This is a genomic window from Candidatus Nitrososphaera evergladensis SR1 (assembly GCF_000730285.1).
Taxonomy (GTDB): domain Archaea; phylum Thermoproteota; class Nitrososphaeria; order Nitrososphaerales; family Nitrososphaeraceae; genus Nitrososphaera; species Nitrososphaera evergladensis.
In genome coordinates, this window is the sequence record NZ_CP007174.1 from 1,146,487 (window position 1) to 1,161,167 (window position 14,681).

At 50.5% G+C, this 14,681-nt stretch carries 19 protein-coding genes and 1 tRNA gene; 7 read left to right on the forward strand and 13 right to left on the reverse strand.

The features are described 5' to 3' along the window. Positions 1-80 precede the first annotated feature (80 nt). Complete coding sequence (locus NTE_RS06070) at positions 81-524, reverse strand: DUF3237 family protein (RefSeq protein WP_148700210.1); 444 nt, start codon at positions 522-524, stop codon at positions 81-83. 531 nt (positions 525-1,055) lie between these two features. Here NTE_RS06070 and NTE_RS06075 point away from each other — a divergent pair. Next, entirely contained in the window at positions 1,056-1,847 is a 792-nt protein-coding gene (locus NTE_RS06075) for a hypothetical protein (protein ID WP_148700211.1), read from the forward strand. A gap of 441 nt (positions 1,848-2,288) precedes the next feature. Here the strand turns inward: NTE_RS06075 and NTE_RS06080 are convergent, their stop codons facing one another. Together NTE_RS06080 and NTE_RS06085 are read right to left on the reverse strand one after the other, a co-directional pair. Next, entirely contained in the window at positions 2,289-2,864 is a 576-nt protein-coding gene (locus NTE_RS06080) for a hypothetical protein (protein ID WP_148700212.1), read from the reverse strand. A 166-nt stretch (positions 2,865-3,030) separates the two neighbouring features. Next, positions 3,031-3,345, reverse strand: a complete 315-nt coding sequence (locus NTE_RS06085; protein WP_148700213.1) for a hypothetical protein — start codon at positions 3,343-3,345, stop codon at positions 3,031-3,033. Between the two features lie 517 nt (positions 3,346-3,862). On the opposite strand from NTE_RS06085, the gene NTE_RS06090 reads away from it, so the two are divergent. The 3 genes from NTE_RS06090 to NTE_RS06100 all read left to right on the forward strand — a co-directional run bounded on the left by NTE_RS06090 (position 3,863) and on the right by NTE_RS06100 (position 5,622). Then, on the forward strand, positions 3,863-4,876 hold the full coding sequence (locus tag NTE_RS06090) for a hypothetical protein (RefSeq protein ID WP_148700214.1): 1,014 nt from the start codon (positions 3,863-3,865) through the stop codon (positions 4,874-4,876). Between the two features lie 109 nt (positions 4,877-4,985). Next, entirely contained in the window at positions 4,986-5,447 is a 462-nt protein-coding gene (locus tag NTE_RS06095; protein WP_148700215.1) for a hypothetical protein, read from the forward strand. Further along, entirely contained in the window at positions 5,440-5,622 is a 183-nt protein-coding gene (locus NTE_RS06100; RefSeq protein ID WP_148700216.1) for a hypothetical protein, read from the forward strand. Before NTE_RS06095 ends, NTE_RS06100 begins: the two co-directional genes overlap by 8 nt. Positions 5,623-5,685: 63 nt before the next feature. Here NTE_RS06100 and NTE_RS06105 read toward each other — a convergent pair. The 6 genes from NTE_RS06105 to NTE_RS06130 form a co-directional block, all read right to left on the reverse strand. Further along, a tRNA-Gly gene (locus NTE_RS06105) sits at positions 5,686-5,763 on the reverse strand. A gap of 52 nt (positions 5,764-5,815) precedes the next feature. Next, positions 5,816-6,436, reverse strand: coding sequence for a hypothetical protein (locus tag NTE_RS06110; RefSeq protein ID WP_148700217.1), 621 nt, complete (start codon positions 6,434-6,436; stop codon positions 5,816-5,818). A gap of 46 nt (positions 6,437-6,482) precedes the next feature. Further along, the gene (gene hemB / locus NTE_RS06115) at positions 6,483-7,496 is read right to left on the reverse strand and encodes a porphobilinogen synthase (RefSeq protein ID WP_148700218.1); all 1,014 of its coding nucleotides are present in this window, start codon (positions 7,494-7,496) and stop codon (positions 6,483-6,485) included. Further along, positions 7,465-8,793: a glutamyl-tRNA reductase gene (hemA, locus tag NTE_RS06120; RefSeq protein ID WP_148700219.1), complete on the reverse strand. Its 1,329-nt coding sequence runs from the start codon at positions 8,791-8,793 to the stop codon at positions 7,465-7,467. Before hemA ends, hemB begins: the two co-directional genes overlap by 32 nt. Further along, positions 8,790-9,458: a precorrin-2 dehydrogenase/sirohydrochlorin ferrochelatase family protein gene (locus NTE_RS06125; protein ID WP_158385177.1), complete on the reverse strand. Its 669-nt coding sequence runs from the start codon at positions 9,456-9,458 to the stop codon at positions 8,790-8,792. The genes hemA and NTE_RS06125 overlap by 4 nt, the downstream gene beginning before the upstream one ends. Positions 9,459-9,541: 83 nt before the next feature. Continuing rightward, positions 9,542-10,174: a transcription elongation factor Spt5 gene (locus tag NTE_RS06130; protein ID WP_148700221.1), complete on the reverse strand. Its 633-nt coding sequence runs from the start codon at positions 10,172-10,174 to the stop codon at positions 9,542-9,544. 70 nt (positions 10,175-10,244) lie between these two features. Between NTE_RS06130 and NTE_RS06135 the strand changes: the two genes are divergently transcribed. Together NTE_RS06135 and NTE_RS06140 are read left to right on the forward strand one after the other, a co-directional pair. After that, entirely contained in the window at positions 10,245-11,066 is an 822-nt protein-coding gene (locus NTE_RS06135) for a D-aminoacyl-tRNA deacylase (protein WP_148700222.1), read from the forward strand. A gap of 28 nt (positions 11,067-11,094) precedes the next feature. Beyond that, positions 11,095-11,427 (forward strand): MGMT family protein, encoded by a 333-nt coding sequence (locus tag NTE_RS06140; RefSeq protein WP_148700223.1) that lies wholly within the window; start codon positions 11,095-11,097, stop codon positions 11,425-11,427. Positions 11,428-11,436: 9 nt separating this feature from the next. Here the strand turns inward: NTE_RS06140 and NTE_RS06145 are convergent, their stop codons facing one another. From NTE_RS06145 to NTE_RS06155, 3 genes are all read right to left on the reverse strand, one after another. Beyond that, on the reverse strand, positions 11,437-11,886 hold the full coding sequence (locus tag NTE_RS06145) for a 50S ribosomal protein L19e (protein WP_148700224.1): 450 nt from the start codon (positions 11,884-11,886) through the stop codon (positions 11,437-11,439). A gap of 3 nt (positions 11,887-11,889) precedes the next feature. Then, positions 11,890-12,324, reverse strand: coding sequence for a 50S ribosomal protein L32e (locus NTE_RS06150; protein ID WP_148700225.1), 435 nt, complete (start codon positions 12,322-12,324; stop codon positions 11,890-11,892). Between the two features lie 80 nt (positions 12,325-12,404). Continuing rightward, a complete protein-coding gene (locus tag NTE_RS06155) occupies positions 12,405-12,725 on the reverse strand; it encodes a hypothetical protein (RefSeq protein WP_148700226.1) in 321 nt (106 codons plus the stop codon). Between the two features lie 90 nt (positions 12,726-12,815). Here NTE_RS06155 and NTE_RS06160 point away from each other — a divergent pair, with 90 nt between their 5' ends. Beyond that, on the forward strand, positions 12,816-13,751 hold the full coding sequence (locus NTE_RS06160) for a metallophosphoesterase family protein (RefSeq protein ID WP_158385179.1): 936 nt from the start codon (positions 12,816-12,818) through the stop codon (positions 13,749-13,751). On the opposite strand, the gene rnz is transcribed toward NTE_RS06160, so the two are convergent. Continuing rightward, complete coding sequence (gene rnz, locus NTE_RS06165) at positions 13,746-14,672, reverse strand: ribonuclease Z (protein WP_226987203.1); 927 nt, start codon at positions 14,670-14,672, stop codon at positions 13,746-13,748. The two genes, NTE_RS06160 and rnz, sit on opposite strands and share 6 nt — an antisense overlap. Positions 14,673-14,681: the final 9 nt, after the last annotated feature.

The following is a 14,681-nucleotide window of genomic DNA, read 5'->3' on the forward strand; positions in this document are numbered from 1 at the left end:
CGTACGACAATACTTAGTCACGCGGCACAAATCCACGCTCAAAAAGGCGGAAGGAAACATCTTATCGACGGAATGACAGGTTAGGCTTTGTATCCTTTTACGCGAACTTCTCCAGTTGCCAAGTTTACCGTCCCGACTCCCCATACAACTATAGAATTTACCCAAGCGTGCGCCGAGTAGTTAGACTTCAACGTCACATTCTCCCGCAAATGGACGATGCCCTTAGCGTCGATAGTTCCTATTCCGTCGGCGAACATTGATACCTTCCCCCCATCAGCCATATCGAATTGTCCATGAATGTGAAGCTCTGATAGACCATCAGCACGAATGTTGAGATAATCCACTCCGTGCCATGAGCCTTTGAACCTGGGGCCATCGACAGTACCTTCAAGCGATACATCGAACCGCGCACCCTCGGGAGGCGGAGCGGCCTTTCCTGTGGTTATTGCCTGCAAGTTTGCACCATACTCAACAACGCCTGTGATGTGCAATGCAACCTCATAGACGAGTTCCGATGATTCCATTTGCTTAGATATCGGCTTCTTGTCTATAACTTTGTGCCCCAAGCCCGTCGTTACTTCTGGTATGCGTACTGTTGTACATCATTACAAAAAGCGGCACAAATTCCCTCGTAAAAAGGGGGGAGAGTGTTTTTAGCGACAAAGAGTAAAAGGGAACGCACCCTTCCACGCTCACTTTTGTGCCGCTTTTGCAGCCTATTTGACGCGAAAAAGCGCTTCTTTTTTGTAGCTCGCAACGCTAGCTAGCGGAAAAAGAGTAGGAAGGAAGTGGATAAAGGGAATCTCCTCTTTGAGCACAAAAATCTGTACTGTCTTGTAACCTGTAAAGCTCGGTAGCTGGTAAGGATGGCCAGCTCAAGAATGACCTTGAAAGGAAAGAAGAACCACAACAATACCTGAACATCATGATAGAATCGTCTTCCTTTAATTTGATTAATCATGATGACCTTGATAACCCAAGTGCAAAAATTGTTTGCTCGCATAATGCGGCAGCCCATAATGACCCTATTCCTTTTCGTGGCGCTATTGTTGTTATTGTTACTGAAGCCAGCGTCAATCTTTGCTCAAGGAAAAATAGATGTTACATCATCTCCAGCATATTTTGGAAACTTGCCGTCAGCTCTCGCTGCAAGCGATAATAACAATAGTGCATCTGCCGATAACACTTGGTATATCGGCAAAGGAACCAAGCCAGATACTTATGTCAAGTATGCAATCAACAATCTTGGAACTAACAACAACCAGACATTCATTATGACTATATACTTCAAAGATTACAATGTAACTGGAAAGTATTGGATAGCACCTGTGTATATTTTTGATGCTCCTAACAAGGAAAATAATATTGATGCAGGTAGATTTCCCCATCTCGTAAACGGGACATTTCTATTAAATGATGAGACAATGAGAGTAATACAAGGCTCAGACATTCCTCAGCAATTAGCTCAATACAAAGACGCTTATGGATATTCATTGGACTGGCTGAGTGATTTTGCCACGAAATCTTCTCCAAGGTCTTTATCGCAGCCTTCTTGGGGCAAAGCAGCAAGTTTGGGCGGCATCGAGATTTGGCTAAAAAGTACGGAGACTCTGACGGTGCCGGCAGGTACATTCAATACGACCGTGATAACTTGGCATAAGGGTGCTGCTGCTTCCGACAGCAAGATATGGGTAAACAAGGATTTCCCATATCCAATAAAAGCAAGAGTCTACTCTGAAGTGATTCATCCGCCTGCGCCTATTTGGTTTGAATTTGAGCTTTTGGAGTATGGCAAAGGCAGCCTGTTGAACCGCTGGCAATCGTCGGATTATTTAACCCTTAACTAGCGCAGTCTCTAGTACATAATCACTACCGTGGGAGAAGACCCGTTTATACGTGGAGACCCAAAATAGTTTCTCATCTTTGGCCTTGTCATGACAGTGCTTGCCATAGTGTTCGTCATTTTCTACGTCTTGCCAAATTTGCATATTCCATTAATTATTCTCATACTTAACGGGTACATCACAAATTGGAACAATATTCTGGCTTACTGGTAGACTTCTCGTGCATACTCTTGCCGCTAATGCAGGCAGAGATGATTTCAGGTCAGACAATGACGATAAATGAAGCTGTCATGAAATTCGCTTAGGGTGGACCGAAAAGCTAAAGCTTGGGAATTATTAGCACCGCTATGACGGTAGCTGGCCAAAAGAACCATTACAACGTCAAGGCGCTACTCCTGGTATTATCGCTGCACTGCACATGATCTAACTCTGAGATTCTCTCTATTATGTACAGACACCACAACATGCGCAATCGTAGGCTAATATCTTGCCGCTAAATGCATCGACATAATATAGATAAAAATACCTAGGTGCAGGGGCCTCATACTTTTCCTTGTCCGTTTTATCTGTGACAACCCATATGTACTTGTCGCTTGTGTCATTTTTTGATATAAAAAATGCATGGTCGCCATAGTTGCCTATGAAGGGCCGTGTATCAGTCCAATTAACCGCGAGTGTTGCAGGATTGGCTATGTAGATTACGTACTGCGAAACTGTATCGTTAGCCCAAGGAATTGTACCATTATACTTCCAGTACTGAAATTGAATTGTACGGATGATACTATCCTTGCCGATGCCCGGCAAATGGGAATTAGCTATGATTTGTGCAGCTGTTTGGTTTGAGATTGTCGTCATCATCGTGCGTAAAGACTGGACAGACGACTGCTGTTTTGTACTGATGATGGCTTTACCGTTAGTAGTATATGTGGTGTTGCCAAAGGTAGGCACAGCAAGCGCTACAGTAGATGGTGTCAGTAAAAATACAATTCCGACAACAACGACAATGCTCTTCAGCATCATCGCCTAACAGTACGAGCAAGTGGCGTTAAAGTATTGAGCAGAAATTCTAGGTAAGCATGGCAAGTAATCCCTCACCATAAGGGAAGTCAGGATACTCTTTTGGCAAAGTCGACCTGAAGGGGAAGAAGAACAATTACAATGTAAAACTTCTGAAATGTATTGCTGCCTATTCCTTGGCATTGTCATTTTCTTTGGGAATCTTTTTTAGCGTCAAAAATGACCTTTCCTCCATTCCAAGCACAAGCAAAAAAGAACCCAAACTTCCCAGTGCTACTACGGCAACAAAATAGCCCGAAGCGTTCTGCAACGCCATGTCGCAAGTTCCGGGCGGTCCTTCGTTAGGCGCAAAATCCCTATGAGAATAAACTTGGCTAGGGGAACAGCCATGGGCGACCATCTGCCATACCGGAAATGGGATGCCTATCACTCCTACTATGATGGCTATTCCTGCGGCTACCTTTTGCGGATGCATTGCAGACAAAGTAAATGTAGCCTAGGCAAACAGATAAGAAAATCGTCAGCTTTTGCCAAGTGCAAAAATCCTGTACACTTCTTCTTTATAGCGTCCTTGGACGCCTGTCTTATTTATCGGGCATGGCTTCTTTAACGCTTGAGTGAGAAGTAAAGATCAGAAAGTAGGTAGATTGCAAAGAGATTTCAGTTTTACAAGGCAGTCGACCTACAAGCACCGTAATAATAATCATGATTTCTACTACTTGAAAAATGCTGTCACATACTCTGGCCTTATTCGTTCTATTGTATTCCTAGTCACAACAGGCAATATTGTTATCATGCTAATACTATCAAGTCCACCTGCCTTTGCTGGCAGCGTTACTCAGGAAAACCTGCCGCCAGATTATGCTAGATGGCGAGAGACCAATCCAACTCTTGCAATGAATGTAACGCATTTTGCTTCACAAAATTATACGATGATTTCGCTGCGCCTATATGACAATCGTACGAACCAGAACATCCCTTTCTCAACCTTTCTTCTTGATTTGACGGATGCACGAGAAGGAACGGCTATCAACAGCAGTCGCGGCACTTTTTCTCCTCCCGCTTCGCTCTTGAAGGATTTCTTCCAAGCAGAGAAAGGCGAGTTAACGCTAAAAATAATTTATGATCCGGTGCTCTCCGGCCCTCAAATAGCCGGCAATAGGGAGCCTTTTCTGAACGCATGGAAGGCCGATCCGGGAGGATACATCATAGTCAGAACACCCTCGATAAGTCCCACTGGCTCGTACATTTTACATGTAACAATATTTGGAGCCTTTGCACCATCTGCTATATTTTCAGACGAAGATACGCCTACAGCGATTCTCTCTTTTAACGGAGATGATGTAAGAAACAAGACTGTAGTTGTTACCAATCATGGCTTGAATGCTGCGCCTGCACCTCCCGCGACAGACAAAAGCAGCAAGACTGCCAATGACTCTCAAAAACAAGGCGAAACGTCAGTAATCGCAGTAACAAAGGGCGCCATTATTCCATCTTCAAACATTTCATTGTCAAAAGGTCAGACAACTGTACAGGTGCCATTGATACTGACTTACAAGCCCAGCGTCAACGGCAGCAGCAACAATTCTGGCCTCATTCCCTTCGTAACGGTGGAGGGAGTGGGTGCATGTGATAGCGGCAACTTTATCCCTGCATCAATTGCAAACAAGATGACATCTGAGCAGAGAGTGGCGATCCTGATGGAAAAGAGCGCACAGATAGATGCAGGAAATCTCACTCCGCCCACAAACATGGATCATGGCACCTTTCTTAGATGCCAGTTTCTCGAAGCTCAAGGTATACGTATAGACGCGTCATTTGCCCCTGAAAAGGTCACATTAAAGCCCGGCCAATCAGCAACCCTCCTTCTTTCCATATCGTTGCCAAAGGATTGGCCTTCTGACTATGTCAACCGCGAGGTTCCAGTATCAGTGATGTTGTCAGACGCGGACAATCCTCGCAGGACAGACCTTTACATCGATAGAATTACGGTCTATCTCAATCCGTTAGGATGACCTGAAATATAAGTGAGGATCATCGTCCAATGACGTAAAAACTGAAAATAATTTGGCCGTTTATCGCCATAACAAAGCTCTTATTTTATGCCTGCAAAGGTACTGCGCTGTGCCCAAGCGCAACTTTAGCACTCTTGACGAGTTCAAGGCCAACCTGCACAAGGAAGGGGCTACGCTCGTCGAGTTCTCTGGAGGCAAAGTGCCCTGCATACTGGTAAGTCCCAAGAAATACGAAGAGATGCTGGGCAAGGTCTATGGCAGGCGCGTGTCTGCTGATACTCTATTGGACATCTTTTACGACGGGCGCGACGTGTTTGTAGATGTCAACATCAAATTTAGAGATACGGACTTTGAAGGAAATTTCCTCCTGTATGCAAACGACATGCTAGAGTGGTTTGAGGCGCTTGCGGAAAGCGGAATGATGGCGATGGGCCCAAGCGAGACTACGTACACAAACTCGCAGAATATCTTCATGATCCAGCTTCCAAAAAAGGACGCGGCAGAAAAGGCGCTTGAAATCATAAAGACAAACGCCAAGAACCGCGTGGTAAGGGGAATGCAGGATGGCTAGAGAAGAAGAAAAAAAGAAGAAAAAGAAAGAAGTCGAAGAATTCGCAGAGGAAGACGACGACCACTTTAAACTGTACGGCAAGCGCGCATGGGAAGTGGAGTACGGCGAAAAGTGCCCGACGTGCGGCAAGCGCATCGACGAGTTTGGGTTCTGCGCGTGCGGAAGCGCCGGCTAGTTATGGAACTCTTTTGCCATACGCGTAAACGACGTAAACTAGCGTGCTTTTTTGGAGTAAAAATGGTGCGACGGCCGGGATTTGAACCCGGGTTACCAGATTGGCAATCTGATGTCCTAGACCAAACTGGACGACCGTCGCACGCTATAACTTTCGTTAAGTCTAGGTAATTTAAACATGTCCTTGCTTTTCATCACGTGAGCAGCACTAGCGTGGAATACCCGCGGCTTTCAGCGACATAATCGTCCTGCATTTCTTCCACTACTACGGTAAGCGACAGGACATCGCCGCGCTGGCAGTTCTTTGCGTCGATGATGATATAGTCGTCAAGGATATCGGCGCCCTTTCTGCTTTCCTGGCTCAGCGAAAAGCCGACCTGCGCGCTGGCACTGAGGAGCAATAGCTCGTCTTTTTGGTAGTTGCCTATCCTGACAAGCCTGCCGGGCCTTGGCACCGCCTTGACGTTTATCCTCACGTCGCCAACAGGGTGCGTCGCGTACCTGCTTTTTCCAAGCACAAGCGCCTCAAAACCAAAGGGGTAGCCGGCGGTGTTTTCGGCCATCTTGTTGACGCCGTCGTTCATGATGATGTCTACTTTTTTTATCGTGGTCCCAAAGCGGTTTATCCAGTCGTTTGTGGTCTTGACGATATTTTCAATGACGCCCTTGCGCCTTGCAGTTTCTTGCTCGCCAAGCTGGTACCTGTCTACCCAGTCCTTGTAGTCCCTGCTGATGTCGATTATGAACTCGGTGCAGGTGTTCTGGTAATCTTCGATGTTGGTGGCACGCTCTGACCCCGCGTCGGCTGCAAACATCTCTCTCTCTATATGTTTTGGCGGCAGGCTGGAATAAAAGTGTCTACTATTCTGACAAGAGTTTTGCCATCTTTTTGGCCTGGTACGTTATTATCATGTCGGCGCCGGCCCTCTTTATTCCTGTCAAGAATTCTGTCATCACCGCGTTTTCGTCTATCCATCCTTCCATCGCAGCTGCCTTTATGAGCGCGTACTCGCCTGACACGCTGTATGCGCATATCGGCAGGCTTGTCGCCTCACTTGCCTGGTAGATCAGGTCAAGGTTCGGTATGGCTGGCTTTATTATGATCGCATCCACGCCTTCTGAAATGTCCTGCTCGATTTCCCGCATCGACTCGCGTGGGTTGGTAAAGGGCATCTGGTACGTCTTGCGGTCGCCAAACTCGGGAGCCGAGTGAGCCGCATCACGAAACGGCGCAAAGAGTGGCGACGCCTGCTTTGACGAATAGCTCATTATCGCCGTGTCTGAAAACCCTGCGTCGTCAAGGGCGCTGCGTATTGCGCGCACCTGCCCGTCCATCATTGCAGAAGGCGCGACAATGTCGGCGCCGGCCCTTGCCTGGCTCACGGCCACCCTGCCAAGCGTGCTTGCGCTTGAATCGTTGTCTATCTTGCCACCGTCTATTACGATGCCGCAGTGGCCGTGCGACGTGTACTGGCAAAGGCAGACGTCTGTAATCACTGCTATCTTGTCGCCAAAGTGCTTGCGCACCTGCTCGACTGATTTCTGGACGATGCCCTTGTCTGCAAACGCCTGCGAGCCCTTGTCGTCCTTTTCTGCCGGCAGGCCAAAGAGGATTATCGCCCTGACGCCAAGGTCGGACAGCTCCTCCACTTCTTTTGACAGGCTTGACAGCGGCAGGCGCTTGATGTCCGGCATCGAGCCAATGTCCTGCGGCTTTTTCAGGCCTTCTTCGACGAAAATTGGCGCTATAAGGTCCTTGACTGAAAGGTGGGTTTCCTGGAACAAGTCGCGGATTGCCGGCGTCTTTCTGAGGCGCCTGAGCCTGACGTCCGGAAAGCCGCTGTTATTGTTGCTGCTGTTTTTTCTCGTCTTCATACTTGAACATCTTGGCTACTATTTTCATCAGCTCTTCGCTTTCCATGTCGCCTTCCTCTATCTCCTTGCGCAAATAGTTCATCGGCGTCGAGAGTATGCCCTCGACTATTGCGTACGACAGCTGCTCGATGACCTTGGCGTCATTGTCGTCAGAACCGGCCTTTTTGCCAAGCATAGAAAGCGCTTTTTTCAGCTCGCGCTCGCGTATTGCGTCGACGCTCTTGAAAACCGACACTACCACCGGCTCGGCCTTCATGCGCTTCATCATGCCATCGACTGACTTCATCTCACCTTCGATCATTTTCTCGGCGGCGTGCGCCTCCTTCATGCGGGAGCGCATGTTCTTCTCCACAAGCTCGGCTATCTGGTCCATGTTTATCAGCTTCACGCCGTGGATGGTCGCTACCTTTTCGTCGACCGTCCTTGGGTTTGACAGGTCAAATATCATCACGGCGTCCTTACGGCCCTTTACCGCTTCCTGCAGCCTCTCGTACGTGATGAGAAAGTACGGGGCAGTCGACGCCACGAATATCAGGTCAAGCTGGCCAAGCATGTTGAGAGCGGTGTCAAACGGCACGGGCTTGCCGGCAACCGTCTCTGAAAACGACCTTGCCCGCTCGTACGTCCTGCTTGTGACCATAAAGTCGACTCCGCTGTTTTTCAATACCTTTGCCACAAGGCTTGCCGCCTCGCCGGAGCCTATCAGCATCACCCTTTTTGTCTTCAAGTCGTCAAAGTACTCGTCGGCAAGGTTCACGGCGACTGACGCAATCGAGACGTTGCCCTTGTTGATGCCGGTTGCCGTCCTCACCCTGCTTCCCACCTTGAGCGCCCTGTCAAATATCGCCGCAAGGTTTGCGTTTGCATAGCGGTTTGCGCGTGAATATTCAAATGCGCGCCTGACCTGCCCCAGGATCTGGTTTTCGCCCACCACGAGCGAGTCAAGGCCGGAGGCCAGCTTCATCAGGTGGAGCACCGCTTCCTTGCCGGTGCTGACCTCCACGCTTGCAAGGTCTTTTTTCTCAAGGCCGGCTGCCTCTGCCCACTGTCCCATGACCTTGGCCTCGTCGGCATTCTTTGCCGCCACAAACACCTCGACGCGGTTGCAAGTCTGCAGTATAACGCACTCGTCGACGCCTGCCTTGTCCACAAACGCCCTGTGCGCGGCCTCGACGTCTTTGAACGTGAATTTCTCCAAAAGGTGTATCGGCGCGTTCTTGTACGTGACGCGTGCGTTGACAACCTGAACAGGCAGCGCAAAGTGGGAAGAGTCGTGCGTCTTTATTGCCGCTGTCATTTGCTCTTTTTCACCCACTCTTGCAATAGCTCAAGCGTCGCGCTTTTAGCACCCTCCATCTTGTCTTCCTTAATAAGGTTCTGGATGCGCCGATCATAAAGAATCGAATAGAGGAATTCCTTTCTCTGCTCCACGGTTTTCAGCTTAGGCTTTGCCGCATTCCTTGCAAACTCTTGCAATCTGGCGTTTTCAATGTCTGACTTTTTTATGACGCGCCTCAGTATGCGCTCGGCGCGTATGCGCACCTGCCTTGCCATTATGGGGCTCTTGCCAGAAGTAGAAATGGCGACCTGCATCACGCCTTCGATGTTGATGACGGAAGCGTAAGAGAAATCGCTGTACGGCGGGTCATCGACCGAATACACAAACGCGCCCTTTTCCCGCCCTTTCTGGCACAGCTTGCGGTTCAGCTCCCTGTCGTCGGTGGATGCAAGCACCAAAAACGGGCTGTCATAGCCGTCAAGAATGCTTGCGTCCTTCAGCGTTGCCTTGACCGTTTCGATCTTGCCTGCCTTTTCCTGGTCGCGCAGGTATTTGTTAAATCGGTTGCTGATCACAGTTATCCTGCAGCCCTGTCCCAAAAGCGCGTTGACCTTTCTGACTCCCTCTGTGCCTCCGCCTATCACTATGGCGTGCTTGTCCTTGAGGTTCAGGTCAACTATCAAGCAAATAACACCGTAAAGCCGTACCGGTGGATTTGACCTCTTCTTTATTTAATCCTTCTTCAATTTCAATTACTACTACTATACTAGTGACCTGCCTTCTTCAGATAGTTGGCATCCACCGTGACGGGTATCTGGTAAGGCGAGTCTAAAAGCACGACTGTTGCTTCCTGCTTTTCATAGTCGACGCGGGTTATCTTGGCCTTCATGCCCTTGAACGGGCCGGCGATGACCTCTACCGTGTCGTCGATGCTAAGCTCCGTGACAGTAGGCTTCTTTACGAGGTAGCCTTCAATGTCTTTGAACGGCAGGTCGCCCCGGATCTGGCCGCGCACGTGCCTGATGCCTGCAAGGCCCTCATATGCAACGTTTGCGTCCGGCGCTTCGACAATGATGTAGCCTTTAAAGCTGTCAAGCACCATGACAGAGCGTATGCCTATCTTTTTGGCCGTGACCTTGGTATAGAGCATGTCTGCGACCATGCGCTCCTGCCCTCCTGTGGTGCGTATGGCAAAGAACCTGCTGTCGCTTGCCGGCTTGTCGCTCTGTGGCGCTGCGGCGGCAGCTGCTGTAGAAGCCGGCTTTTCTTCCTTCGCGCCTGCCCCTTTGCCCTGCTGCTGTCGTTGAGCCTCTGTATCTTCTAAATTTTGATTATTATCTTCATTATCAAAAGAGATCTCGTCTAGATCCTCCCCTTGGTCCTCTCTCGGATCGCTCATAAGCCATAAAGCGAAAAGTCGATACAATTTATAAATTTACTTAAATTATCCATACAACCACTGGTTTGCATTGAGAGATTTCATACTTGTTGCCTCAAGCCAGGATCTTGCCGGAGTGACCATGTCTGACTATCTAAGATCCAAGCAGGGATTTGCGCCGGACGGCCTGCACGACAGAAAAGAGGGGCAGTCGTTTTCTTCGCCTGCGCACAGCAGTGCCAAGCTGTACGTGGCAAACGAATCCCTGCTGACTCTGGAGACGCTTGACACGACGTATCCTGATGCAAGGGCATTTGTGTTCCTCTCAAAGCACAGGTCGGACAGCGGCATACCGACGCTTACCTGCCACTGTACGGGCAACTTTGCGGACGCGCCTTTCGGCGGCAACCCAAAAGAGATGGCAGTTGCCCTGCCGAGCCTGCAAAAGGCGTACCTAAAGGCGATAACGAATGCTCAAGTGCCCGGCTATGACGTGATTATCGAGGCAACGCACCACGGGCCAACGTCGCTGAAAAAGCCCGTGCTTTTTGTGGAGCTTGGGTCGTCAGAAAAGCAGTGGGCCGACAGGGGTGCCGCAAAGGCGATGTGCGACTCTCTTCTTGCCGTGCTTGCAAACGGGATCAAGCCGTGCGAAAAGGTGGCAGTCGCAATCGGGGGCACCCACTATCCAACAAAATTCAACAAGCTGTTGCTAGAGTCCGAGTTTGGGCTTGCGGCCGTTGCGTCCAAGCACGCGCTGGATGCAATCGACGAAGCAATGCTTGCGCAGATGATCGAAAAAAGTGTCGAGAAGGTGACGCACATTGTGCTTGACGCAAAGGGCCTTGGGAGCCACAAGGACCGCATAATGCGGCTGGCTGAAAACACCGGCCTTGCAGTCCTAAAAGTTTGAAATACGTGCATTGGCATATTCTAGTCGCATGAAAACTGGTCGTCGGCTTGACGCAAAGGACGTTTACGACCTCTTGAGGACCGTGCCGGAAGGGCAGGTCACGACGTACGGGGATCTTGCAAAGGCGCTTGGGTTTCCAAGGGCGGCAAGGGCAATCGGCAGGATAATGAATGCAAACCCTGACCCGATAGTGGTCCCGTGCCACCGGGTAGTGGCGTCAGACGGGGGCATAGGAGGCTATGGGTTTGGCATAAAGATGAAGAAGGAAATCCTGACAAAGGAAGGGTTGCTTTTTGACGGCGACATGATTGTGGATTTTGAAAAGAAAAGAGCAGTGCTAAAATTAAAAAGGAAAAAGTAGAGAGCCCGTCTAGCGGGTCTTGGCTTCCTTTACGAGGTCGCGCAGGTGCGCAAGCGACCTGACGTGACCGCCGTTTACCTGCTTGTAGAGGTTCCAGTAGATCTCGTTTGTGATGTCCTTGCGCTCCTTCATGACGCGAAGGTGGTAGCGCATCGACCTGACGCGCACGACGTACACTTCTTTTTTGCCTATCCTTGCGGTCTTTTTGCCCTTTTTGGAACCCTGGCCCTTGCCGTGCATCTTTTTCCAGACAGAGCGCTTTTCTTCCGCCCTGCCCCTTGAAGTGCCCTTTGGCTTGACGGTCCATATGGCGCCGCTCTTGACCAGCGAGCGGATGTTGTCGCGGGTGATAGAATCGGCGACGTCTTCAAGCTTGTCCGGCTCAAAGCGCACGCGGTTTACGCCCACGCCGAGAATCCTTGCGACAAGCTCGCGTTTTTTGCGGATGTTGACGACCATTTTCTACTGCTTCTCCTCCCCTGTTTCTACTGCTTCTCCTTCCTCTTTCTTTGGAGCAAGCTTGCCTGCGTTTAGGATCTTAAAGCCTGCCTTTGCCGCCTGCTCGATTATCTCTTTGCGCTTGCGGGTTCCGACAGTGTGTGCGAGCCTGACAGCGTCCTTTTTGGCATCAAGACCGGAAAGGTCTGCGACGTTGTAGACGATGTTATCGGTGTAGCCTGACGGGTGAAGGCCTCTTGCAGCCTTGGGGCCGCGGTAGCCGACCTTGACCAGGGCCGGGTATCCGCCCTTTTGCTTTCTCATCTTGTTGTCCTTGCCCTTTGGTTTGCGCCAGTTTTCTGCAAGCCTGTCGTACCTCCAGCTCTCCTGCCGGACGAACTTGGGGCGCTTGCTGGCGACCTTTTTCCTTGCGGCAAGTAACTCTCCGTTAATCACCATAGCGATACGCAGGCATGAATACCTGTTTTAAATAAATACGTTTTGCCTGTACATTTTGATCCTGCAATTATTCTTACACACTACTTGAACGTAAATAGCGTCAGGGTATAGCACCTGCCGTAGTACGAGTAGTCGGTAGATAGCGACCTTGACCTGCCGTCGTCCTTCTCTTGCGCCCCTGCAAACAGGCCCCTGACGTCGTCAGCCTCGCCGGGTTCAAGCTTGCGGGAATAGTCCCACATTGTACTCCCTCCTTTTCTTGCCATGTCGAGGCTGGCCTTTTCCACCGCCTTTAATGCCTCTGAAAGGGCCGGTATGCGAAGCACCGTTTCGTGTTCCAAGTCTTTTGCTGCAGGCGTTCCTTGGCAAGCTCTGACTTCAAGCCACATGTCTTCCTGCATATGTATATGCAGTCCGCAGCGTCAATGCGCATTATAGCCGTTTCCGCGCAGGAGGGATAATTATTAGCAAGTTTTACACCATAGTACCTGTTGTCGCAGATTGTGCGCCTTTCTGCCACCGCCGGGCCATCCGAGTTTTCGCAGGTGCTAGAGCAAGGCATCTCTGCGTTGAAGGAAGAGCAAAAACGCGGCGCAATCGCAGGCGGGACAGTCACGGGCGGGCTTGTCGAGATTAAAGACTACGATCAACTTGTCGTATTAAGCGACCTGCATGGCGACTCTCAGGCGCTCTTTCAGATACTTGATGCGGTAAATTATGAAAAGTTCCTGTCAGGCCCTGAAAACAAGATGGTCTTTCTTGGCGACTATGTGGACAGGGGAAGCGACTCGATAGGCGTGCTGTACGCCATATGCTACCTAAAGCACGCACACCCTGATTCTGTGATCTTGATGCGTGGAAACCACGAAGCGCCATCCGAGTTTCCGTTCCCGTCCCACGATCTGCCTTATGACATAGAAGACAGGTTTGGCGCAGGCGCAAAGGCAATCTATGGCAGGATTCTTGCGCTCTTTGGGCTCCTAACCCTTGCCACCGTAGTGCAGGGCAGGCTCTTGCTGGTGCACGGCGGCCTGCCGACCGATGCCCTGGGAGACTGGAGGCAGGCAATAGCAACCGCGCAGAAAAGCCACCTGAAAAACAGGGTGATGGAAGAACTGCTGTGGAACGATCCTCGCCCGCTTGGAGAAGAGTGGGAGCCTTCGTGGAGGGGAATAGGCAGGCACTTTGGGAGTGCAGTCACCAAGCGGTGGCTTGCAGATACAAACACCAAGGTCGTAGTCCGCGGCCACGAGCCGTGTCACGGCTACAGGATAGACCACCACAGCATGATGCTGACCCTTTTTTCGTGCAGGCAAGCGTATCCCGGCTTTGGCGCGGCGTATATTTCGGCAGGCAAGAACGATCTTGACTCTGTTAATGACGCAGATGATCTGGCAAAATTCGTGAAAAAGCTGCCGCAATCATGACGAAAGATACGGGATGTCGACTTGCTTTAGGTCTTCGGCAGCTTCAACGTCTGCGTGGATCGCAGACGCTTCCTTTACCAATGCAGACGTTTCGTCGTAGCGGGCGCTAAAGTGTGTAAGAAACAGCTTTTTTGCGCCAGCCTGCCTGGCGACAGTTGCTGCTTCTGTGGCAGTCGAGTGCGAGGTCTCAAGCGCCTTTGCAAGCTTGTCGTGGGTGTACGTCGACTCGAACACCAGCACGTCGCACCCTGAAAAAAATTTTGTCAATTTGTCAGTCGGCCTTGTGTCGCCGGATATGCCTATCTTTCTGCCCGGCCTTGGAGGGCCGAGTACGTCGGCCGACCTGACCGTCTTGCCGTTGTACTCAATGTCCTGCCCGTGCTGCAGCTTGCTGTACAGCTCGCCTTCCGGTATGCCCATCTTTTTCACGAGCTCCACGTTAAAGGCTCCCGGCCTGTCAGACTCGTCCAGCCTGTACGAAAGGGCCGGTACAGAGTGCCTGGCCTCGCAGCACGTTATCCTGTAGTCGCTTTCCTGTACGACGACGCCTTCGCCTTCGATAGTGTGGATTGCGACCTCAAAGGTCAGGCCAAAGTTGATTATCCTCATGTTCTCAAGCAGGAATTCCTTCAGGCGCGGCTGGCCGTAGATGTCAAGCCTCTTTTCGCGCCCCTGAAGAGACATTGTCTGCAAGAGCCCAAGCAGGCCAACGCAGTGGTCTGCGTGCATGTGAGTGACAAACACCTTCATCTTGCGGTTCATGCCAAGGCCGGCCTTGATGAAGTTGCGCTGCATGCCCTCGCCGGCGTCAAACAGCAATAGCTCGCCGTCGCGCATTATGGCGATGGATGAAAGCCCCCGCTCCGGAGTTGGCGCGGCTGATGAAGTGCCAAGGAAAACCATCTGCATGTTTGCTGCCATGTTGTCGTG